Origin of the sequence: Micromonospora phaseoli (genome assembly GCF_900109115.1) — a bacterium.
In the GTDB taxonomy this organism is placed as follows: domain Bacteria; phylum Actinomycetota; class Actinomycetes; order Mycobacteriales; family Micromonosporaceae; genus Micromonospora; species Micromonospora phaseoli.
On record NZ_FNYV01000004.1, the window covers coordinates 570,655 to 591,823 of the forward strand.

The window sequence follows — 21,169 nt, forward strand, 5'->3', positions numbered from 1 at the left end:
ACCTGCTGGCTCGCCAGGCCCGCATGAGTGCGCGCGAACTGATCCGCCACCTCGGTGCGGTCCTCGCACCACCCCGCCGAGGTGTTTGTCGACGTAGCGGATCGGCCGGCGGCTTCAGGTCGATGTCGGCAGGTCGGGGCAGCGTCGAGCCCCGGTCGATCGGTGGATCGGCCGGGGCTCGATGATCGGAGCGGCTGTCAGGCGAGGTCGAACCGGTCGAGCTCCATGACCTTGGTCCAGGCTGCGACAAAGTCAGTAACGAACTTGTCGCGCGCGTCCTGGCTGGCGTAGACCTCGGCGAGGGCCCGCAGCTGGGAGTTGGAACCGAAGATGAGGTCGACCGCGGTGGCGGTCCACTTCACCTCATCGGTGACCACGTCCCGGATCTCGTACACGTGCTCGTCGGACTCCGACGCCTTCCACCGGGTGCCCGGGGAGAGCAGGTTGGCGAAGAAGTCGTTGGTGAGCACGCCGGGCCGGTCGGTGAGGACACCGTGCCGGGTACCGCCGGTGTTGGCGCCGAGGGAGCGCAGGCCGCCGACGAGGACGGTCATCTCGGGCGCGGTGAGGTTGAGCATGTAGGCACGATCGACGAGCAGCACCTCCGGCTGGGTCTTCTCACCCGGACGCAGGTAGTTACGGAACCCGTCGGCGCGCGGCTCCATGACCCGGAAGGACTCGACGTCGGTCTGCTCCGCGGTGGCGTCGGTGCGGCCCGGGCGGAACGGCACGGTCACCTCGACACCGGCGTCGCGCGCCGCCTTCTCGACGGCGGCCGAGCCGGCCAGCACGATCAGGTCGGCGAGCGAGATCTTCGCGCCGCCCGCGGCGTTGAACTCACGCGCGATGCCCTCGAGGGTGTCCAGCACCGTCGCGAGCTGCTCGGGCTGGTTGACCTCCCAGCTGCGCTGCGGCTCGAGACGGATCCGGGCGCCGTTGGCGCCGCCACGCTTGTCGGTGTACCGGAAGCTCGCGGCGGAGGCCCAGGCGGTGGAGACCAGCTGGGCGGTCGTCAGGCCGGCCTGGAGGACCTTCGCCTTGAGCGCGGCCACGTCGGCGTCACCCACCAGCTCGTGGTCGACGGCCGGTACCGGGTCCTGCCACAGCTGGGGCTCCGGGACGAACGGCCCGAGGAAGCGACTGACCGGACCCATGTCGCGGTGCAGCAGCTTGTACCACGCCTTGGCGAACGCCAACGCGAACTCGTCGGGGTTCTCCAGGAAGCGGCGCGAGATCTTCTCGTACGCCGGGTCGACGCGCAGCGACAGGTCGGTCGTGAGCATCGTCGGCTTGTGCTTCTTCGACGGGTCGTGCGCGTCCGGGATGATCGCCTCGGCATCCTTGGCGACCCACTGCTTCGCGCCGCCGGGGCTCCTGGTGAGTTCCCACTCGTAGCCGAAGAGGATCTCGAAGAAGCGGTTGCTCCACTGCGTCGGCCGGTCGGTCCACGTCACCTCGAGACCGCTGGTGATCGTGTCCTTGCCCTTGCCGCTGCCGTGGGTGCTCAACCAGCCCAGGCCCTGCGCCTCCAGCGGGGCCCCCTCCGGCTCGGGGCCCACGTGGTCGTCGGCGATGCCGGCGCCGTGGGTCTTGCCGAAGGTGTGGCCACCGGCGATGAGTGCGACGGTCTCCTCGTCGTTCATCGCCATCCGGGCAAAGGTCTCGCGGATGAAGTGCGCCGCTGCCAGCGGGTCCGCGTTGCCGCGGGGACCCTCCGGGTTGACGTAGATGAGGCCCATCTCGGTCGCCCCGACACCGGCCGCCATCTCCTTCTCGGAGGCGTAGCGCTCGTCGCCGAGCCAGGTGTCCTCCGGACCCCAGAAGATCTCCTCGGGCTCCCAGACGTCCTCCCGACCGAAGCCGAAGCCGAAGGTCTTGAACCCCATCGACTCCAGGGCCACGTTGCCGGCGAGCACCAGCAGGTCGGCCCACGAGATCTGCTGGCCGTACTTCTGCTTGACCGGCCACAGCAGCCGGCGGGCCTTGTCCAGGTTGGCGTTGTCCGGCCAGCTGTTCAGCGGAGCGAAGCGCTGACCACCGTCGCCGGCCCCACCACGACCGTCCTCGATCCGGTAGGTGCCGGCAGCGTGCCAGCTCATCCGGATCATCAGGCCGCCGTAGTGGCCGAAGTCAGCCGGCCACCAGTCCTGCGAGGTGGTGAGAACCTGGACGATGTCCTGCTTGAGGGCCTCGACGTCGAGCTTGGTGAACTCCTTGGCGTAGCTGAAGTTCTCCCCCAGCGGGTTGCCCTTGGACGAGTGGGCGTGCAGCACCGACAGGTCGAGCTGGTTGGGCCACCAGTCCCGGTTGGTACGCGGACGACCCCCGGTCTTCGGCGTCGGCGAATCGATCGCCGGGTTCTCGCTCTCACTGCCGTGCGCGGTCACGGAGTCGTGCGCGACCGGGCAGCCGGCCGCCGCCTTCTCATCCACGCCTTGTGCGCTGGACGGGGCGTTGTCCTGTGCGTTGCTCAATTCGCTTCCTTCCGAACTGGCGGATCATTGGGTGGTGCGTCCGGTCGCGCAGTCGGGGCAGGTGCCCCAGTAGACGACCTCCGCCTCGTCGACCACGAAACCGTGGTCATCCGAGGCGGTGAGACAGGGAGCGTGGCCGACAGGGCAGTCGACATCGGCGACCGCGCCACAGGAGCGGCACACGACGTGGTGGTGGTTGTCGCCCACCCGGGACTCGTACCGGGCGGTCGCTCCGGCAGGCTGGATGCGCCGCACCAGACCAGCGTCGCGCAGTGCCCGCAGCACATCGTAGATCGCCTGGTGGGAGACCGTGGGATGATCGGCGCGCACCAGCTTGATCACCGTGTCGGTGTCGATGTGCGGGTGGTCGCGCAGCGCGGCCAGCACCGCCAACCGGGGCCGGGTCACGCGCAATGAGACCGCCCGCAACTGAGCCTCGAAGTCGGACGTCACGGCGCCGACGATAGCCACTCTTCTGGAATCAATCAAGTTTGCGCCGGCCGCAAACCCGTCGAGGCAGACCCGGCGCCGGATGGTAGGACAGCCCGGCGTCACGACCAAGACACGGGTCGACAGAGGCCACCATCTCGGGGCAAAGATGCTCGGGTCGACCATACCCGCGCCGAACGCGTACCCACCCCCATGACGGGCTGAACGGAAGATGAAGATCACAACAGTTCAGGCCGGCACGGCCATCCTCACCTCCTCGCACCGGAGCGCCCGGCCCTCCTCAGCGTCGAAGAGGTACGCGGAGCCGAGGTCGACTCCGAACGTCCGGCGCTCCCCTACCCGGACCGCGGCGTTGCCGCCCAGTCGGGCGGTCCAGAGGTTGGCTGCCGGATCGCCGGCGGCCGCCGTGTGCCAAGGTTCACCGGGCGGTTCGAAGAACACCAGCGTGGCGCCGCCGAGGAACTCGACGGCGGCCACAGTGACGTCCAGCGTGGGAGCCGATTCCGGAGCCGGCCAGGTGAACGCGTCCGGCCGCAGGCCGAGCAGGACCGAGTCGCCGGCGAGCGTGGCGAGTGACCCGGCGAGCGTGGCGGGTATCGGCCACTGCCGTCCGGCGACCTGGAGCATCGGCGGATCGCCGGCGCTCACCGGCACCTGGGTGAGGTTCATGCTCGGCGAGCCGATGAAGCCGGCGACGAACGCGTTGACCGGCCGGTGGTAGAGGTCGTGCGGGGTGCCGATCTGATGCACGCGGCCGCCCTCGAGCACGGCGATACGATCACCGAGAGTCATCGCCTCGACCTGGTCGTGGGTGACGTAGATCGTGGTGGTGCGGCGCTCGGCATGCAGGCGTCGCAGCTCGGCACGCATCGTGACCCGTAGCTGCGCGTCCAGGTTGGACAACGGCTCGTCCATGAGCAGCACGTGCGGATCCCGAACGATGGCGCGACCGGTCGCCACCCGCTGCCGTTGCCCTCCGGACAGCGCCTTCGGCTTGCGGTCGAGTAACTCGTCGATGCCCAGCAGATGCGCCACGTCCAGGACGCGCTGCTCGCGGACACGGGCAGGGACGTGACGGAGACGCATGCTGAACGCGAGGTTGTCCCGCACGGACAGATGCGGGTACAGCGCATAGTTCTGAAACACCATGGCCACGTCGCGCTCCTTCGGCGCGACGTGGTCGACGACCTCGTCGTCGATCAAGACCGTGCCGCAGGTCGCCTCCTCGAGACCGGCGACGATGCGCAGCACCGTCGACTTGCCGCAACCCGATGGCCCCACCAGCACCAGGAACTCGCCCTCGTGCACGCTGAGGCTCACTCCGTCGAGCACGCGGGCTCCGCCTGGGAACACCTTGGTCACGTTGTCGAGCCGAACCGTCGCCATGGTGCTTCTCCCTTCGGTCTTGCCGGTGCCCATGAGGGCCACGCCGAGCTGCGCCCCGAGGCCGGCGTGGGAGCCGGCCCCGGGACCTCGATCAGCTCTTCTTTCCGTTCTCGACCTTGACCAAGATCTCCTTAGCGGTGGACGTGGGCTCGCCCACCTTCGCCGTGATCTCAAGGATCCCGTCGACGTATCGGGCGGTGATGCTCTTCTCCACGACGCCTCTCGGCAGCGGGATCATCCGGAAGAAGGTCCCGTAGTGGAACTCGGAGCGGGTCTTGTCCAGGTGGGTGGACTCCTTGCGCGCCACGTCGAGCCGCAGTTCGCCGTCTGCGACGGTGATCCGGACGTCCTTGGCCGGGTCGACCCCGGGCATCTCGGCACGGATGACGTACTGGTCATCTGCCAGGTAGTCCTCGACCCGGATGCCCTGCGCGAGCAGCGGGAACAGGGAGAGGTTGGCCCAGTCGAACGGCGCCAACGCGCCGCCCCTGAAGCGTGCGATTGTCGACATCACGACCTCCTTGTCGTCTCGTCGTCATCTCCATCCGAACTCGCCGCCCCCAGACCGGGCAGGGCCGATCGGCCCGTCCCGACGGGCCTTTCAGCGCGCACCGGAACAGGCCGGAGGACAACTCACGAATCCGACCGACGAGCCGTGCAGCCACAGACCCGGCGCAACCTCCTGCACGAGCATCCGGCCGTGGCGAGAGCAGATGTCGGCCTGGCGCGGCCCCGCAGAGGCGAAGGACCCAGGACAGAGCCCGACCGGCCCTGGCTGGCGGTGGGCCGCATCGGCCACGCTGGAAGGTGCCGGAATCCATCGGGAGATCGCAGCCCAGGCCGGGGAGGCGAGGGTAATGAGGCGGTTGAGCAGGGCAGTCACCGCCGCACTGTTGTGCATCGCGACTGCCGGTGTGTTGGGCGGTTGCGGCAACCGCGGCCACGACAACGCCGGCCCGGCCCAGACCGGCAGTCCAGGTGCATCGGCGCCGACCGACCCGAGCACCCACACGACGTCACCGACCACCCGGCCAGGCAGCGAAGCATCGGCCGGTTGGAGCACCGGTCCGCTCGCGATCGACCGATCCGTTCCGGTACCGCCGGTGCCGACACTGCTGCGGATCAGGTCGGCAACGCACTCCGGGTACGACCGGATCACCTTCGATTTCGCCGGGAGTTTGCCCGGGTACCGGGTCCGCTACGTCGACACCGTCACCGCAGATGCCTCCGGGCGCACCGTCCGGATGCCGGGCCGCCGGTACCTGCAGATCAGGTTCGAACCAGCTCAGGCTCACAGCGACACCGGCGACCCGGTCACGCCGCGGCGCAGGACGTTCGGATATCCGATGCTGCGCGGCTATGTCGTCAACGGCGACTACGAAGGGGTCCTGAACGTCGCACTCGGGCTCGATGACGTGGTCGGGTTCCGAGTCGGGGAGATTCCGGGCACCCCCGGGCGCATATACCTCGACGTCGCGGCATGAGGTCGTGAGGTCAGGAACACAGCCGGGAGGAGATATGACCATCAACTCATCGCGCACGACGATGCGACATGGCCGCCTGACAGAGGTCGTTCTTGCTGGTGAGGTGGCGCTAGTCTCACCGCCGCATTGTTCACCGGGCAACCGGGGCGGATCGGTACGCTTGGCTGGGTACGAGCTGTACCCGCAAGCCTCCCCGAGGTGACCATGCTCAGTCACGTGCCCGGCCCCATCGACCTCGCCCGCCTGCAGGAAGTGCTCGACGGACCGTGGGCCGAGGTCCGCGACGCGCACCGGGACGGCCTCGACGCCCGCTTCCTCCCGGTTTACGGCGAGACCGGCGACCAGGCACGTGAGCGGATCAGCCGGTTGCTCACCGAACTACCCGTCGAGATGGGTATCGCATCGGCCTTCCCCACCGAGTACGGCGGCAGATCCGACGTCGGCGGGTCGATCGTCGCCTGCGAGATGCTGGCGCAGGTCGACCTGTCCCTGATGGTCAAGGCGGGCGTGCAGTGGGGCCTGTTCGGCGGCGCCGTCCTGGCGCTCGGCACCCGGCGGCACCACGACGCCCACCTTCGGGACATCGTCTCCGCGAAGACCCTCGGCTGCTTCGCGATGACCGAGACCGGCCACGGCTCCGACGTCCAGCAGCTGCGCACCACCTGCACGTACGACCCGCAGACGCAGACCTTCGACCTGCACACCCCGCACGAGGCGGCCCGCAAGGACTACATCGGCAACGCGGCCAGGGACGGGCGGATGGCGGTGGTCTTCGCGCAGCTGAACACCCAGGGACGGGGGTACGGCGTACACGCGTGGCTGGTCCCGATCCGCGACGCGCAGGGCAACCCGATGCCCGGCGTGACCATCGGCGACGCGGGGCCCAAGGCCGGCCTGCTCGGCGTGGACAACGGGCGACTCAGCTTCGACCACGTGCGGGTGCCGCGGGACATGCTGCTGGACCGCTACGGTCAGGTCGCGCAGGACGGCACGTACTCCAGCCCGATCGAGAACGACTCACGGCGCTTCTTCACCATGCTCGGCACCCTGGTCCGCGGCAGGGTAAGCGTGGGCGGCGCCGCGTCGGCGGCCACCAAGTCGGCGCTGACCATCGCGGTCCGCTACGGCGACGTCCGCCGCCAGTTCGACCGGCCCGACTCGGAGCGCGAGGTACTGCTCAACGACTACCTGGCCCACCAGCGCAAGCTGCTGCCCGCCCTGGCGACCACGTACGCGTTGACCTTCGCCCAGGCCGAACTGGTCGCCGCGCTCAATGAGGTGCAGGGCGGCGACGGCCCGCCCGACGAGCACCGGCAGCGGGAGCTGGAATCGCGTGCCGCCGGTCTCAAGGCCGCGCAGACCTGGCACGCCACCCGCACCATCCAGATGTGCCGCGAGGCCTGCGGCGGCGCCGGCTACCTGGCCGAGAACCGGCTACCCAGTCTCAAGGCCGACACCGACGTCTTCACCACGTTCGAGGGCGACAACACGGTCCTGCTACAGCTGGTGGCCAAGGGGCTGCTCACCGGCTACCGGGACGAGTTCGGCTCGCTGGACGGCTGGGGACGCGCCTCGTTCGTGGCCGAGCAGGTTCGGGAGATGGTGCTCGAGCGCACCGCCGCGCGGTCACTCATCCAGCGGCTGATCAGCGCCGTGCCCGGCCGCGACGAGGAGATCGCCGTCACCGACCGGGGCTGGCAGCTGAAGGTGTTCGAGGACCGCGAGGACCACCTCCTCGAAGGCGCCATCCGCCGCCTCCGCAACGGTGCGGCTGCCAAGAAGGACCACCCCTTCGACATCTTCAACGACGTCCAGGACCATGTCCTCACGGTCGCCGCCGCACACATCGACCGGGTCACCCTGGAGGCGTTCGTCGCCGGCATCGAGAACACCACGGACCCGGCGGTCAGGGCGCTGCTCTCCCGCGTCTGTGACCTCTACGCGCTCAGCGTCATCGAGGCCAACAAGGGATGGCTCCTGGAGCACGGCCGGCTCACCCCGGCCCGCTCCAAGGCGATCACCGCAGTGGTCAACGGCCTGCTCAAGGAGCTGCGTCCGCACCTGCGGACGCTCGTGGACGGCTTCGCCATCCCGGACTCCTGGCTGCACTGCGCCATCCTGCGCGAGGAATCCGGCCGGCAGGAGACCATGGCGGCCCATGACGCCGCCGCTGATCCGCAGGCGATCCCGGCGTAGGCCGGGCGGTCGGCCGGGCGTCGGCCGGAGCGTGTGAACCCGCCGGCGGCTAACCGGCGGCGGGGAGTTCGTCCAGGGTCAGACCGGGGCGACTGTCGCCGATGGAACGCATCCGCCAGCCGCTGGTGAACAGGGCGAGCAGGGCACCGTCCCGCACACGGGTCAGCACCTCGGCGTCACCGACGCCGCGTAGTCGTTCCTCGCTGTCGGCGTCGGTGCGACGGGCCACCTGGTAGGGCAGGTGTTCCAGCCGGGTGGTGACACCGAACTCGACGTCGAGGCGGGCGACGGCGACCTCGAACTGCATGGGCCCGACGGCGGCGAGGACGGGCGCCTGCTCGCCGCGGCGGTCGGAGCGCAGGACCTGGACGACGCCTTCGGCGTCGAGCTGTTCGACGCCGCGGCGGAAGCGTTTGAAGGTGGAGGAGTCGGCGGCCCGGAGCACGGCGAAGTGCTCGGGGACGAACGACGGCAGCGGCGGGAACGTCACGGCCGGGCCGTCGTGCAGGGTGTCGCCGATGCCGAGGGCGGTGGCGTTGACCAGACCGATCACGTCGCCGGGGTACGCCTCGTCGATGGTCTCCCGGTTGGCGCCGAACATCTGCTGGGCGTACTTGGTGGCGAAGGGCCGGCCGGTGCCCGCGTGGGTGACGCTCATGCCACGGGTGAACCGCCCCGAGCAGACCCGGATGAAGGCGAGCTGGTCGCGGTGGGCCTTGTTCATGTTGGCTTGGATCTTGAAGACAAAGCCGGCGAACGGGGCATCGACCGGTCGCGGTGTGCCGGTGACGTCGGGCCGTGGGCCGGGTGCGGGAGCATGGGTGGCGAGGACGTCGAGCAGTTGCCGTACGCCGAAGTTGGCGACCGCGGCGCCGAACAGGACCGGAGTGCTGGTGGCCGCGGCGAAGGCGGCCTGGTCGTGATCGGCCCCGGTGAGGGCGAGCAGCTCCAGCTCCTCGATCGTGCGGTGCCAGTCCTGGCCGTAGCGTCGCGCCGCCTGCTCCGGGTCGAGGTGCTCCTCGATGGCCGCGGTGGCACCGCCAGGGGTGCGGCGGAAGGCGGTCATCTGACCGGTGCGACGGTCGACGACACCATGGAACTCTCCGGCGACGCCGACCGGCCAGGTGACCGGCGTGGGGCGCAACTTGATCCGTTGTTCGATCTCGTCCAGCAGGGCGAGAGGTTCGCGGCCGGGACGGTCCCACTTGTTGATGAAGGTGATGACGGGAATCCGGCGGGCGCGGCAGACCTCGAACAGCTTCAGGGTCTGCGGTTCGAGGCCCTTGGCGGCGTCGAGGAGCATCACGGCACAGTCCACGGCGGTGAGGACCCGGTAGGTGTCCTCCGAGAAATCGGCGTGCCCGGGGGTGTCGAGCAGGTTCACGACCAGGTCGCGGTAGGCGAACTGCAGGACGGCGGAGGTGATCGAGATGCCGCGCTGCTGCTCCATCGCCATCCAGTCGGAGACCACACCCTTGCGGCCGGCCTTGCCGTGCACCGCGCCGGCCTCCCCGATCACCTGGGCGTGCAGGGCGAGCGCCTCGGTGATGGTGGACTTCCCGGCATCGGGGTGCGAGATCACCGCGAATGTTCGCCGCCGGGCCGCCTCGGCGGCGACGCCGGTCGTGGTTGCCATCGCCGGCACTCCCCACCCCACTTCTGCTCGATCCGCCGAACCGGCACAATACCCCTCACGTCAGGGTCGCCCCGCTCGGTAGCGGATCGCGCGCAGGATCAGTCCGGTCCACCGGTCGACTGTCTTCCAGGCTAGCCGGCACCACGTCGAGCCCCGGATGCCCGGCACTGATTCCCGAGGCGATCAGCTTCTCCATCCTGGCCGGGGTGGATCCCCGCGTCGGGCTGTTCGCCTCGTTCACCATGGCCCTGGTCTCGATCTGCGGTGGTCGGCCGGCGATGATCAGCACGGCGACCGACGCGATCGCCTGACCGTGCCCGAGCGGGGGAAGGCCACGGAAACACCGGCCAGGCTCCTGGGCCCGCGTCTAGGGTCAGGGCGACGCATCATCAGTGACACCGGGACAACCCATGGATGCATTCCTCGATGCGATGTGGGACACCCGCACGGTGACCGGCCGGCTGGTGACCAGCATCGCCATGATCGTGGTGGCGGTCCTGCTCGCGATCATCGCAGGCCGCCTGTCCACCCGCCGGGTGGACGACGCGCACAACCGCTACTACCTGCGTAAGGCGCTGCACTACGTCACGGTCGCGGTACTGCTGATCGGTCTGGCCGTTCTCTGGCGACCGTTCGCCGGGCGGATCGGCCTGGTCGTCGGTCTGGCAGCCGTTGGCCTGGCCCTGGCGATGCAGGAGGTCATCGGGGCGTTCGCCGGCTGGATCAGCATCCTCACCGGACGCCAGTACCGGGTGGGCGATCGGATCCAGATGTGCGGCGTACGCGGCGACGTCCTCGACATCACGCCGCTGCGTACCCGGATCCTGGAGAGCGGGTCGTCCACCGACCCGGAGTCCTGGATCCGGGGACGGCAGTACACCGGGCGGGTCGTGTCCCTGTCCAACCGGTTCGTGTTCACCACGCCCGTCTACAACAGCAGTACCGTGCTCGATCACCTCTGGGAGGAACTCACCCTGCCCATCCCGTACCAGTCGGACTGGCACCTGGCCGAACGGATCCTGCACGAGGAGGCCGAATCGACCTCCGCCACCGCCGAGGCGCAGCGCGCGATCAGCCAGATGCGGCACCGATACCCCGTCGCCGAAGCAGAGGTCGACGCGCGGGTCTTCGTCCGGGCCACCCCGAACTGGGTGGAGCTGACCGCACGCTTCGTCGTGCCCGTGCGCTCCGCTCGTCAGGTCAAGGACCAGGTCACCCGCCGCGTCCTGGACCGCCTAGCCGAACACGGACTGCGCGTGGCCTCCGTCACCCAGGACATCACCGTCCACCCGCCCGCACGGGCCAACCCCACCATCGGCGGGCAACACGACGACCCTCGACCGCAGTAACCGTTCCCAGCGCCGGGATGCTCGTGTCCTGGGCCGGACGCGGGGCACCTCGTGGGCGGCTCATGCCGCGATCACCGCCCGGTCGACTATCGCGCTACCCCCGGCCCGGACGAGGAAAACGCTGGTCAATCGGCTGACACGGTCCGATGCCGCAATGTCACGCGACCGTCATGCGTTCGCGCGGCTGCCGTCATTCCCCCGGGCATCTCTGGGAACAGGCACCTTTTCGGCGGCGTGACGAGGGAGGCGATGAGCATGACCAACCAGCACGGCATCCGACGGGCGGCGATCGCCACCGGCCTGGCGGCCGTCCTGGTCGTCACAGGTTGCACCCACGAGCCGGTGGCCGACCCGCCAGCCCGGCCCGGGGCTACGAGCCCGCCGAGCACTCTGACGCGGGTCGCGGTCGGCGACCAGATGACCGTCACCGCGGCCGTCGACCGGATCGTCGACGACGCGCTCGTGGTACGGGACGTCGACCTGACCGAGGGCACGCTCCTCGTGCTGACCGAGCAGGCCGTCGATGCGTCCCCGCCGCAGTTGGTCACCGTCGAGGGTACGGTCGTCCGTTTCTCGTACCGTGACCTCGCGGCCCACCACCGCCTGTCCGACCGGGAGGCGTACCGCCCGTTCGAGGGGCAGAAGGCGCTGGTGGCCAGCCGGGTGACCGTGTGGCGGTGACGGCCTCCTGGTGGACCGGGCCAGCCACATTCTGAGATTCGGGGGCCGAGCGGGAACTCGGGGCGGGTTGCCGCGACTAGACGAATGTGCGTGCCGCAGCGACGGGTCTCGGCACCGTCCCCCCGAAAGGTCGTCCCGCCATGGCTCAGACACGTCGCCAGATCGCGCGGATCGGTGCGCTCGGACTCTTCGCCGCTGCCACGGTGGCGCTCACCGGGTCGCCAGCCGGCGCGCACGTCACGGTCAGCCCGTCGGTCACCACCGCAGGTTCCTACACGGTGCTGACGCTCGGCGTACCGCACGGCTGCGACGGATCCGCCACGACGAAGGTCTCCATCAGGATTCCCGAGCAGATCGTCTCGGTCACCCCGACCGTGAATCCGAACTGGACGGTGCAGAAGGTCATGGCGGACCTGAATCCGCCAGTCAAGGACAGCCACGGCAACGAGGTCACCCAGCGGGTCGCCGAGGTCGTCTACACCGCGAAGACGCCGCTCGCGGACGATCTGCGGGACACCTTCGAGCTGTCGCTGAAGCTGCCCGACGCCCCCGGCGAGACGCTGGCGTTCCCCGCCGTGCAGACCTGCGAGCAGGGTGAGACGCCCTGGGTGGAGCTGCCCGCCGCCGGACAGGACGCCGACGAGTTGGAGCACCCCGCGCCGAGCTTCGTACTCACCGCGAAGGCGGAGCCCGCCGACGCCAGCCCGCAGCCAGCGGCCCAGCCGGTGAGCCAGACCACCGGGTCCAGCGGCAACGGCACCGGAGTGGTCGGCTGGATCGCCCTGGTGCTCGGCGCGCTGGGTCTGGTGACCGGCGGGCTCGCGCTGCTGCGTACCCGTAAAGCCGCCTGACCGGCCGGCGGCGCAGGTGAGGCCACGCGGCACCCCGGCGGCGGGATGGTCGAGTCCGGGCCGGTGGGCGCGGTGGACGGTGTCCACCGGGCTCGCCGGCCTGCTCGGCCTGGTGGCCGCCGTCGTCCCGGCGGCGCCCGCGGCCGCCCACGCGGTCCTGCTGGGCACCGACCCGGCGGACGGGGCCGTGCTGGCGACCGTCCCGGCCGAGGTCACGCTGACCTTCAACGAGCCGGTGACGGTACGCCCGGGTGGGGTCCGACTCCTCGACGCGGCCGGTGACGAGGTCTCCGCCGACAGCCGGTCGGTGGACACGACGGTGCTCCTCGCCGTTCCGCCGAACCTTCCCGACGGCACCTACATCGTGACCTTCCGGGTGATCTCGGCCGACAGCCATCCCGTGTCGGGTGGGTTCAGCTTCGCCGTCGGCGCGCCGAACACGGCGGCCGTGCCAGTGCCGGTGAGCCGTCCGGGCCCCGCGCTGGACCTCCTGCGCCAGGCGGCCGAGGCCGCCGCCTACCTCGGCCTGCTGGTCAGCGCGGGCCTGCTGGTCTTCCTGCTGGTCATGCTGCGCACCGACGCACCGGTCCTGCGACGCCGGCTGCTGCGGCTCGCCGGCTGGTCGGCGGGACTGACCGTGCTGGCGCGGCTGGTCCTGGTGCCGGCCGTCCCGGCCTGGCAGGACGGCCGGCACCTGGCCGGCCTGGTCGACAGTTCACTGTGGAGGGCCGGCCTCTCCTCGGACGAGGGCCTGAGCTCCCTGCTGGTGGTCATCGGCCTGGGCGCAGCGCTGTGGGCAACCAACCGGACGTGGTCCCCCCGATCCGCGGAGACCACGGCCGACGCGGAACCCACCCCGGCGTCGACCGCCAGACGAACGGCGCTGACCTCCGTGACGTTCGCCGGCGTCGCCCTCGCGTGGGGCGCGGTCGCCCTGGTCGGGCACACCCGCACGTACGGCCCGACCTGGCTGCTCGTCCCGGCCGACATCCTGCACGTGACGACCGCCGGCGTGTGGCTGGGCGGGCTGGCCGCCCTGCCCTGGGTACTCACCCGCTCGGCCGACCTGACGGCGGGCGCGGCGGCGCGGACGGTGTCGGCGTTCTCCCGCACCGCCGCTGTCCTCGTCGCCCTGCTCGGCGTCGCCGGCCTGCTGCTCGGTTGGCGCATCCTGCGGTCGTGGGAGGCGCTGTGGAGCACCCCGTACGGCCTTGCCCTGCTCACCAAGGTCGGGTTGACCGCCGTGGTCCTCGCCGTCGCCGCGCACAACCGGTTCCGCCTGGTGCCCCGCATCGTGGCCGCCGACCGCGACGACGGCCCGCCCAAGGCGTGGCGGCTGCTGCGCCGCACCGTCCGGTTCGAGGCGTCACTGCTGGTCGCCGTCGTCGCCGCGACCGGGTTTCTGGTAACGCAGAGCCCGGTCACCGATCCCGCCCCCCGCCCCGTGGACACCAGAGACCACCCGCTCGTGGTGGAGGCGCCGCTCGGGCCGGGCCGGGCGCTGGCCCGGTTCACTCCGGGCACGGTAGGAGTGAACTCGATGGAGCTGGAACTGCTCGACGCAGCCGGTCAACCCGTCGTCCCGGTCGACGAACCGAAGCTGACGGTCCTGCTGCCCGCGATGGACGTCGGTCCGCTGGAGCGGACGCTCGCGCACACCGGTCCGGGTCGCTACGAGGCGGTCGTCGACCTGCCCCTCGCCGGCTCCTGGGTGGTCCAGGTCAGCGTGCGCACGTCCAAGTACGACAGCCCGGTCGGCCGGTTCACCGTGGACGTCCGATGAGCGCGGGCCGGTGGACCCGGGCGTCTGTGGTGGCGGCAGCAACCGTGATCACCTACCTGGCGCTGGGTACCGCACCCGCCGCCGCGCACGTCGAGGTGGCCGGGGCGCAGCCGAACGGCGACGGCACCGCGACCCTGACGTTCGGCTTCGACCACAGCTGCGACGACTCACCCACCACCGAAATGGTCGTCACCCTGCCGACCGGAGTGACCGCGACCGCTACCGTCACGCCGGGCGGCTGGTCCGCCGGGGTCGCCGGTGACCGCGTCACGTTCACCGGAGCCGGCCTGGAGACCGGCGAGCTGGGTGTCACGGTTCGGATCGTCGCCCGCCCGGGCGACACGCTGCACTTCCCCGCGCTGCAGCGGTGCGCCGACGGCGGGTCGTACGCCTGGATCGACATCACGGCCGACAGCGAACATCCCGCGCCCCGGCTGGTCGCCACCAACGCCGTCCTTGCGGCCCACCCCGACGCGACCGGCAACCCGACGCCGACCGCGGCTGCCGACCGAGGTGCCACCCTGCCGCAGGCGCTTGCCGTACTCGCCGGGTTCGTCGCCGCCGCGGCAGCGGCGGGAGCGGTGTTCGCCCGGCGGGGGTAGCGGGCGGTAAGGCTCGCCGCCGGGCCCGCGGGAGCAGGTCCCACGGCCCGCACGGCCTTGCGGCTCGCTGACCCCACCGGGCCGCCGGTTGGCCCCCTGGGGCCGGAGCAACGGGTACGCGCACGGACGCCACCGACACAAGGAGGACGCCGTGTTCAGCCATGTCAAGGACCTGCAGTTCGAGGCCAAGCCGGATGCTCCCGACGCCGCCTTCGCCCGCCGCCTCCAGGAGGTGCTGGGGGGCAAGTGGGGCGAGATGACCGTCGCCAACCAGTACCTCTTCCAGGGCTGGAACTGCCGGCTGCCCGGCAAGTACAAGGATCTGCTACTCGACGTCGGCACCGAGGAGATGGGCCACGTCGAGATGATCTGCACGATGATCGCCCGCCTGCTGGACAGCGCACCGCTGTCGATACAGGAGGCGGCCGCCGAGGACAATCCGATGCTGACCGCGATCTACGCCGGGGCGAATCCAGCACACTTCATCCACTCCGGCGGCGGCCCACTGCCGGCGGACAGCAACGGGGTGCCGTGGAACGGTGCCTTCATCACCGCCAGCGGCAACCTGCTCGCCGATTTCCACCTCAACGTCACCGCGGAGGCACAGGGCCGGCTGCAGGTCGCCCGACTGTTCCACATGACCGACGATCCGGGTGTCAAGCAGCTGCTGCGCTTCCTGCTGGCCCGCGACACCATGCACCAGAACATGTGGCTCGCCGCCATCGAACAGCTCAAGGACGACGGCCTGGAAGAGATGCCGGTCCCCGAGGCATTCCTCGACGCTGAGCAGGAGAACCAGTTCGCCTACCAGTACATCGACTTCTCCTCCGGTGAGGAGGCGGCCGAGGGACGGTGGGCCTCCGGCCCGACCCCGGACGGCAAGGGACAGTTCAGCTACCAGTCGACCCCGACGGCGCACGCGGGTGCCCCGGAGCTACCCCCCGGCGACCCGCGACTGCACTGCACCCCGCCGCTCGGCAACTGATCAGCCGACTGACGTCGGTTAACCGTTCCGCCGTGCTGGTCCGTCGTCGCGGTGGCGGACCAGCACGCCCACCGGGGAGACAACGTCATGATCGAATTTCTGGCGCGCCCGCTGGCGGACGCGTTCATGCAGGTCGGAGTCTATGTCGCGGTCATGGTCGCGCTCTTCGGCTGGCTGCGCTGGCGGTATGGCGACCGGGTCACCGACGGTCTCACCCGTCGCCCCCGGCTCGGGCCGCTGGTCGGCGCGCTGCTCGGGGTCACTCCCGGCTGCGGCGGCGCGATCATTCTCATGCCCCTGTACGCGCGCGGCAAGGTCTCGTTCGGGACCGCCGTGGCCGCCCTCGCGGCGACGATGGGCGATTCCTCCTGGGTGATAATCGCCGCGGATCCCGAGTTCGCCCTCAAGATCCACGCTCTGCTCTTCGCCGTCGGTCTGGCCACCGGGTACGCCGTCGACCTGCTCGGCGTCGAGCCAGCGAGGGCACTGCCCGGGTGGCCGTGGCGTGCCGACCGGCGACGGCCCATCGCATCCGGGTACGCATCCACATCGCCTGGTGGGTTTGGCCGACCGCCCGCCGTGGACGGCCCGGCCAGCGTCGCCAGCCGAGCCGGGCTGGTGCTGGCCACCCGCCCCGAGCCAGCGCCACCGTCCGGACCCCGGGCAGCCGCCGCACCGCCGCCGCGGCCGGCACGGATCTCACTGGCCTTCTGGGGCCTCACCACCCCGGCCTTCCTGGTGTCCGTGCCGGTCGTGTTCCACGCCGTCGATCCGCAGCAGCTCGCCCGCGCACTCGGCGGGATCGACCCCTACCTCGCCCTTGGCTGCTGCGGCACCCTCATCGCGCTTCTCGTCTTCGCCAACGCCCGGGGTCGGCTCGCCGACGACACCGTTGACACCGCCACGCCCCAGAGCAGGCGGGAGGCAATGCGGCACAGCGCACACGAGGCCTCGTTCATCACCGTCTGGGTCGCGGTCGCCTACCTGGGCTGGCAGCTTCTCAGCAGCACCACCGGCTTCGACGGCTCACAGCTGGCGCTCGCCGGGGCGATCGGGGTACTCGTCGGCGCGCTGATCGGACTCATCCCCGGGTGTGCCGTCCAGATCGTCTTCACCAGCACGTTCGTCGCCGGTGGGCTTCCCGTGACAGCCCTCGTGGCCAACGCCATCAGCCAGGACGGCGACGCCCTGATACCGCTCGCCGCCCTGCGCCGCCGCGCTGCCGCCACGGCAACCGTGGTCACCACAATCCCGGCGATCCTCGTCGGGCTGGCGCTGCTCGCACTCCTCGACTGACCCGGACCTGCCGGTGCTTGTCTTCCGGGGGCCGATGGGCTCCGGGCGGGCGGCACCTCACGGTGCGGGCAGCACCTTACGGTGCGGGCAGCACCACCCGGACCGCGACCCCGCGATCGTTACGAGATGCGGTGATCGTGCCGCCGTCGGCGGTGACCAGATGCCGCACGATCCACAGTCCGAGCCCGGACATACCCGGAGGCGGCGTGGTGCGGCGCAGCGCGTCCAGCAAAGGCCGACAGGTTCTTCCCTCGTCCGTCACCACCAGCACCAGGTTGTCCGCCCGCACCGTGGCAGACACCCGTACCCGGCCTTCGGTGGGGCCATGACGCAGGGCGTTGTCCACCAGGTTGACGAGGATCTGACGAACCCGGTGGGCAGGTACCAGCCGCCGGCTGGCACCGTTGCTCAGCCGAACCATCAACCGGGGCGCCGCTACGGACGCAACCGCGACCAGCAACACATCGGCCAGCGGTACCGGCTGGTCGACCGGCTCCGCCAGACTCTGCAGCACCGACGTCGCGCGCCGCCACAGACTCTCCAGATACGTCGCCTGCTGATGCGCCAGCACCGCGACGTCCTGTCGTCGCGCCGGGTCGAGCGCTCCCGGCTCGTCGGCCAGAGCCCTGGTCAACGCGCGCAGCGACTCGATCGGGGACCGCAGCTCATGACAGAGCGTCCGCAGCATCAGCGAGTGGGTGCCAAGATCGGCCGACACTCCGTTTCCGACGGGACTGCCGTTCTCCGGAGTCGAGGGCATGATCGGGCCACGATCGGGAAACGGCCCCACGTGCCCCAGTCGGCGACACTCCGCCTCGTGTTGGTCGATGACCATCCTCTTTTCGTCCGTGGCCTCGAACTGCTGCTCCCCGCCAGCACTCAGGGGCGGGCACGCGTCGTCGGCTCGACGGGCGACGCGGCCGCCGCCGCTGCCCTGGTCCGCCGCTGTCTACCCGATCTGGCCCTGGTCGACCTGCACATGCCTCCGCCCGGCGGGATCCGCGCCATCGCCGCTATCCGACGGACCACACCGAAAGTCCGGGTCGTCGCGTTCTCTGGTCTGGACGAGACCGACCTCATGGCCCAGGCTCTGCGGGCCGGCGCTGACGGCTACCTACCGAAGAGCAGCGAACCGGAAGAACTGCTGCCGCCGCTGATGGCGGTGCTGGACGGATGGGCCGTGCTGCCCGCAGGACTGCTGAACGCCATGCTCCGGCCGACGCAGGGCGGCCTGCCCGCGACGGCCGTACTCGACGACGGCGAACGCCAGCTACTCCAGCTTATTGCCAAGGGCTGCCGGACGGTGGAGATCGCCGAAAGGCTGCACCTGTCCGACCGCACGGTCAAGTGGATGACCGCGGCTTTGCTGCGCAAGCTCAGGGTGTCGAACCGGACGGAGGCAGCTGCCATGGCCGGCATCGCCGGCCTGCTGTGAGCCCCCGGTGCTTCGCCGTCGCCGAGGGTCGATGCACCGCTCGGCGAGCACCTCGACCGCCACTCCCGTCCATTGATCAACAAGTGGGCAGCCCTGGTTGGAAGGGGCGTGAGCTGCGCGGTTTGGGGTATCCGCCGATCCGGCTGACCGATCTGGTTCCGCCCACAGAGGGGGCACACAGATGACCAAGCAACAGAGCCCGACAACGGGCGGCGCCCAGTCGAAGGTGCAGGCGGCTCGGTCGCAGGCACCCGCGGCCGCGCACACCGTGCAGCATGCGGGCGGCGAGGTGGCGCACGGTGCGGTCGAGGAGGGCAAGGCCACTGCCGCAGAGGCGAACCGGCAGGTGCGCCACCTGCTCGGCGAGGCCGCCAACCAACTCAACCAGCAGGCCGACACCCAGCAGAAACGCGCAGCCGCCGGGCTCCGGTCACTGGGCGACGAACTGGAGTCGATGTCCAGCCGGGACGAGCGGCACGGGCTTGCCGGTGACCTGGCCCGACAGGCGGCGGAGCAGGCCCACCGGGCCGCGGAATGGCTGGACGAGCGGGAGCCCGGGGCGGTGGTGGCGGAGGTACGCGACTTCGCGCGCCGCCGGCCCGGTCTGTTCCTGGCTGGGGCGGCGGTGGCCGGGATGCTGGCCGGTCGATTGACCCGCAGCCTCGCCGCCGACGGCGAGGCAGGTGCCGGCGGGCCCGCGGAACAACAACCTCCGCCGTCCTACCGGGGTGAGGTGGGCACATGAGTGCCTCGCCACGAGGCCGAGCCGACGCTCCGCCCGACCGGACGCAGGCATCCCTCGGTGAACTGCTCGGTGACGTCACCCGTGACATGGCCACGCTCGTGCGTCAGGAGGTTGAACTCGCCAAGGCTGAGGTACGTCAGGAGGTGCGCACCGCCGGTCAAGCCGCCGGCATGTTCGGTGGCGCCGCACTAGCGGGGTTCATGCTCCTGCTGTTCCTGTCGTACGCGCTCTGGTGGGCGCTGGCGAACGTGATGGATCAGGGGTGGGCGGCGCTGATCGTCGCCGGAGTGTGGGCCGTCATCGGCGCGGTCCTGTTCACGGTGGCGCGCGGTCGGCTTCGTCGGGTGCAAGCCGGTCTACCCCGTACCACCGAAACGGCCCGCAGGATCCCGGGCGCCTTCACCGACCGACAGCAGGCAGGGAGGAATAACGGTGACAGCCGATCCAGATGACATCCGCTCCGATATCGAGGTCACCCGCGCCCGTCTCAGCGGCGATGTGGACGTGTTGACCGACAAGGTCGATCCGCGTCGGGTCGCCAGCCGAAAGATGCACGACACGCGGGGCCGGCTATCCGCGATCAAAGATCGGATCATGGGCGGCGCTGCCCACACGGGTCAGATCAGCCGCGCGAAGACCTCGTCGGCTGCCCACCAGGTCGCCGCGGCCGGGTCCCAGGCCAGGGAGACGGTGGGAACGCTTCAGCAGAAACAGCGCGAGGGCACCCAGGGCAGTCCGTTGGCCGCTGGACTCATCGCGTTCGGGCTCGGTGCTCTGATCTCTTCCCTGCTGCCGCCGTCCGAGCCCGAGCGACGGGCCGCCGGTCAGGCGAAGGGCAAGGTGACCGAGCACTCCGAGGAGATCAAGCAACAGCTGAACTCCGCTGCCCACCAGATGCAGGACAACCTACGCCAGCCCGCGCAGGACGCAGCCGACGCGGTGAAGGACCGGGCGGCCAGTGGCGCCTCGGCAGTGCGTGAGCAGGGACAGTCCGCCACCGGGGAACTGCGCGGGCAGGCGGCAGAGGCCAAGGAGAACATCCGCCGCCAGTGACGGTGCGCGAACTGGAGAGACGCCAGGCATTCGCGTGGACGGCGCCACCTCGTACGGGGTGGCGCCGTCCGTCCGAACCGGTCGCAGCCAGGTCGTGACCGCTCGGTACAGACCACCGGCGCTGCCACCACTGCCGGTGCCGTCGTGCTCCCCCCGGTGCAGGCGGGCACGGGTCTGGGGCGGGGTGCGGGCGACGGTGCTGATGCCACGCCGACTGATACTTGTCGAAATATTGGTTTGGCCACCCGCCCCGAACGCAGTACGAAATCTGCGGGGCGACGAGACGTGGCATTGACTGTCGTGCGAAATCCTCATGCTTGACGCGAGGAATCCCGACTGCCGCTCGATTGGTGTTCCCGCTCACCTGTGCTTTCGGTTCACCGGACGATCGATGGCGTTGATGGCACCATGGACGACGTGAAAACAGCGAAGACCGCCTCACCAGCCATCTCACCACTCGCCGGCGAACCCATAAAACGCGCCGACGCCGAAAAACTCGCCGGAGTCCTCAAAGCATTCGCCGACCCCGCCCGACTCCGCCTACTCAGCCTCATCCAATCCGCCCCCAACGGCGAAGCATCCGTCAGCGACCTCACCGCACCACTCGGCCTCTCCCAACCCACCGTCAGCCACCACCTCCGCATCCTCACCGAAGCCGGCCTCCTCGAACGCGACAAGCGCGGCGTATGGGCCTACTACCGCCTCGTACCCACCGCCATCGCCGCCATCGCCGACCTACTCACCCCACCCCGCAAACGACCCA

The 21,169-nt window shown here is 70.3% G+C and carries 21 protein-coding genes and 1 pseudogene; 15 read left to right on the forward strand and 7 right to left on the reverse strand.

Annotated elements, in window-relative coordinates; all coding sequences use genetic code 11:
• Window positions 1-197 precede the first annotated feature (197 nt).
• The 4 genes from katG to BMY89_RS14120 form a co-directional block, all read right to left on the reverse strand.
• Window positions 198-2,474: a catalase/peroxidase HPI gene (gene katG / locus BMY89_RS14105; RefSeq protein WP_092380258.1), complete on the reverse strand. Its 2,277-nt coding sequence runs from the start codon at window positions 2,472-2,474 to the stop codon at window positions 198-200.
• A 24-nt stretch (window positions 2,475-2,498) separates the two neighbouring features.
• Window positions 2,499-2,927 (reverse strand): Fur family transcriptional regulator, encoded by a 429-nt coding sequence (locus BMY89_RS14110; protein WP_232521309.1) that lies wholly within the window; start codon window positions 2,925-2,927, stop codon window positions 2,499-2,501.
• A gap of 225 nt (window positions 2,928-3,152) precedes the next feature.
• A complete protein-coding gene (locus BMY89_RS14115; protein WP_092380260.1) occupies window positions 3,153-4,310 on the reverse strand; it encodes an ABC transporter ATP-binding protein in 1,158 nt (385 codons plus the stop codon).
• A gap of 91 nt (window positions 4,311-4,401) precedes the next feature.
• Window positions 4,402-4,821: an Hsp20/alpha crystallin family protein gene (locus BMY89_RS14120; protein WP_092380262.1), complete on the reverse strand. Its 420-nt coding sequence runs from the start codon at window positions 4,819-4,821 to the stop codon at window positions 4,402-4,404.
• Between the two features lie 592 nt (window positions 4,822-5,413).
• Between BMY89_RS14120 and BMY89_RS14125 the strand changes: the two genes are divergently transcribed.
• Both BMY89_RS14125 and BMY89_RS14130 read left to right on the forward strand, forming a co-directional pair.
• Window positions 5,414-5,794 (forward strand): AMIN-like domain-containing (lipo)protein, encoded by a 381-nt coding sequence (locus BMY89_RS14125; protein ID WP_139217939.1) that lies wholly within the window; start codon window positions 5,414-5,416, stop codon window positions 5,792-5,794.
• A gap of 204 nt (window positions 5,795-5,998) precedes the next feature.
• Window positions 5,999-7,990, forward strand: a complete 1,992-nt coding sequence (locus BMY89_RS14130) for an acyl-CoA dehydrogenase family protein (RefSeq protein ID WP_092380425.1) — start codon at window positions 5,999-6,001, stop codon at window positions 7,988-7,990.
• Window positions 7,991-8,039: 49 nt separating this feature from the next.
• Here BMY89_RS14130 and BMY89_RS14135 read toward each other — a convergent pair whose 3' ends face one another.
• Window positions 8,040-9,626, reverse strand: coding sequence for a peptide chain release factor 3 (locus tag BMY89_RS14135; RefSeq protein WP_092380266.1), 1,587 nt, complete (start codon window positions 9,624-9,626; stop codon window positions 8,040-8,042).
• A 55-nt stretch (window positions 9,627-9,681) separates the two neighbouring features.
• Window positions 9,682-9,822: a hypothetical protein gene (locus BMY89_RS30900; RefSeq protein WP_232521329.1), complete on the reverse strand. Its 141-nt coding sequence runs from the start codon at window positions 9,820-9,822 to the stop codon at window positions 9,682-9,684.
• Here BMY89_RS30900 and BMY89_RS31465 point away from each other — a divergent pair.
• The 8 genes and pseudogenes from BMY89_RS31465 to BMY89_RS14175 form a co-directional block, all read left to right on the forward strand.
• Window positions 9,794-9,934: pseudogene (locus tag BMY89_RS31465) on the forward strand (SulP family inorganic anion transporter); the annotation flags it as partial. The gene BMY89_RS30900 and the pseudogene BMY89_RS31465 overlap by 29 nt on opposite strands.
• A 102-nt stretch (window positions 9,935-10,036) precedes the next feature.
• Complete coding sequence (locus BMY89_RS14145) at window positions 10,037-10,975, forward strand: mechanosensitive ion channel family protein (RefSeq protein ID WP_092380268.1); 939 nt, start codon at window positions 10,037-10,039, stop codon at window positions 10,973-10,975.
• Between the two features lie 249 nt (window positions 10,976-11,224).
• The gene (locus BMY89_RS14150; protein WP_092380270.1) at window positions 11,225-11,656 is read left to right on the forward strand and encodes a hypothetical protein; all 432 of its coding nucleotides are present in this window, start codon (window positions 11,225-11,227) and stop codon (window positions 11,654-11,656) included.
• A gap of 140 nt (window positions 11,657-11,796) precedes the next feature.
• Window positions 11,797-12,507, forward strand: coding sequence for a DUF1775 domain-containing protein (locus tag BMY89_RS14155; protein WP_092380272.1), 711 nt, complete (start codon window positions 11,797-11,799; stop codon window positions 12,505-12,507).
• A gap of 79 nt (window positions 12,508-12,586) precedes the next feature.
• Complete coding sequence (locus BMY89_RS14160; RefSeq protein WP_170147652.1) at window positions 12,587-14,290, forward strand: copper resistance CopC/CopD family protein; 1,704 nt, start codon at window positions 12,587-12,589, stop codon at window positions 14,288-14,290.
• Window positions 14,287-14,892: a DUF1775 domain-containing protein gene (locus tag BMY89_RS14165; RefSeq protein ID WP_111313806.1), complete on the forward strand. Its 606-nt coding sequence runs from the start codon at window positions 14,287-14,289 to the stop codon at window positions 14,890-14,892. The genes BMY89_RS14160 and BMY89_RS14165 overlap by 4 nt, the downstream gene beginning before the upstream one ends.
• 151 nt (window positions 14,893-15,043) lie before the next feature.
• Window positions 15,044-15,877 carry a manganese catalase gene (locus BMY89_RS14170; RefSeq protein WP_092380278.1) on the forward strand — a complete coding sequence of 278 codons (834 nt, stop codon included), beginning with the start codon at window positions 15,044-15,046 and terminating at the stop codon, window positions 15,875-15,877.
• Window positions 15,878-15,964: 87 nt separating this feature from the next.
• Entirely contained in the window at window positions 15,965-17,173 is a 1,209-nt protein-coding gene (locus tag BMY89_RS14175) for a putative manganese transporter (protein ID WP_139217940.1), read from the forward strand.
• 76 nt (window positions 17,174-17,249) lie between these two features.
• Here the strand turns inward: BMY89_RS14175 and BMY89_RS14180 are convergent, their stop codons facing one another.
• The gene (locus tag BMY89_RS14180; RefSeq protein ID WP_198414002.1) at window positions 17,250-17,891 is read right to left on the reverse strand and encodes a sensor histidine kinase; all 642 of its coding nucleotides are present in this window, start codon (window positions 17,889-17,891) and stop codon (window positions 17,250-17,252) included.
• 72 nt (window positions 17,892-17,963) lie between these two features.
• On the opposite strand from BMY89_RS14180, the gene BMY89_RS14185 reads away from it, so the two are divergent.
• From BMY89_RS14185 to BMY89_RS14205, 5 genes are all read left to right on the forward strand, one after another.
• Window positions 17,964-18,608: a response regulator gene (locus BMY89_RS14185; RefSeq protein ID WP_092380427.1), complete on the forward strand. Its 645-nt coding sequence runs from the start codon at window positions 17,964-17,966 to the stop codon at window positions 18,606-18,608.
• Between the two features lie 181 nt (window positions 18,609-18,789).
• Window positions 18,790-19,353 (forward strand): hypothetical protein, encoded by a 564-nt coding sequence (locus BMY89_RS14190; protein WP_092380283.1) that lies wholly within the window; start codon window positions 18,790-18,792, stop codon window positions 19,351-19,353.
• Window positions 19,350-19,805: a phage holin family protein gene (locus BMY89_RS14195; RefSeq protein ID WP_092380285.1), complete on the forward strand. Its 456-nt coding sequence runs from the start codon at window positions 19,350-19,352 to the stop codon at window positions 19,803-19,805. Before BMY89_RS14190 ends, BMY89_RS14195 begins: the two co-directional genes overlap by 4 nt.
• Window positions 19,806-19,851: 46 nt before the next feature.
• Entirely contained in the window at window positions 19,852-20,406 is a 555-nt protein-coding gene (locus BMY89_RS14200) for a DUF3618 domain-containing protein (RefSeq protein ID WP_232521328.1), read from the forward strand.
• Window positions 20,407-20,814: 408 nt separating this feature from the next.
• A partial coding sequence (locus tag BMY89_RS14205; protein WP_092380429.1) for an ArsR/SmtB family transcription factor occupies window positions 20,815-21,169 on the forward strand: 355 nt, incomplete at its 3' end.

Excerpts from the sequence above, each read along its gene's own strand:
- BMY89_RS14115 (WP_092380260.1), bottom strand. The coding sequence starts at position 4,310 with ATGGCGACGGTTCGGCTCGACAACGTGACCAAGGTGTTCCCAGGCGGA.
- BMY89_RS14120 (WP_092380262.1), bottom strand. The coding sequence starts at position 4,821 with ATGTCGACAATCGCACGCTTCAGGGGCGGCGCGTTGGCGCCGTTCGAC.
- BMY89_RS14130 (WP_092380425.1), top strand. The coding sequence starts at position 5,999 with ATGCTCAGTCACGTGCCCGGCCCCATCGACCTCGCCCGCCTGCAGGAA.
- BMY89_RS14135 (WP_092380266.1), bottom strand. The coding sequence starts at position 9,626 with ATGGCAACCACGACCGGCGTCGCCGCCGAGGCGGCCCGGCGGCGAACA.
- BMY89_RS30900 (WP_232521329.1), bottom strand. The coding sequence starts at position 9,822 with ATGGAGAAGCTGATCGCCTCGGGAATCAGTGCCGGGCATCCGGGGCTC.
- BMY89_RS14145 (WP_092380268.1), top strand. The coding sequence starts at position 10,037 with ATGGATGCATTCCTCGATGCGATGTGGGACACCCGCACGGTGACCGGC.
- BMY89_RS14150 (WP_092380270.1), top strand. The coding sequence starts at position 11,225 with ATGAGCATGACCAACCAGCACGGCATCCGACGGGCGGCGATCGCCACC.
- BMY89_RS14155 (WP_092380272.1), top strand. The coding sequence starts at position 11,797 with ATGGCTCAGACACGTCGCCAGATCGCGCGGATCGGTGCGCTCGGACTC.
- BMY89_RS14165 (WP_111313806.1), top strand. The coding sequence starts at position 14,287 with ATGAGCGCGGGCCGGTGGACCCGGGCGTCTGTGGTGGCGGCAGCAACC.
- BMY89_RS14175 (WP_139217940.1), top strand. The coding sequence starts at position 15,965 with ATGATCGAATTTCTGGCGCGCCCGCTGGCGGACGCGTTCATGCAGGTC.
- BMY89_RS14190 (WP_092380283.1), top strand. The coding sequence starts at position 18,790 with ATGACCAAGCAACAGAGCCCGACAACGGGCGGCGCCCAGTCGAAGGTG.
- BMY89_RS14195 (WP_092380285.1), top strand. The coding sequence starts at position 19,350 with ATGAGTGCCTCGCCACGAGGCCGAGCCGACGCTCCGCCCGACCGGACG.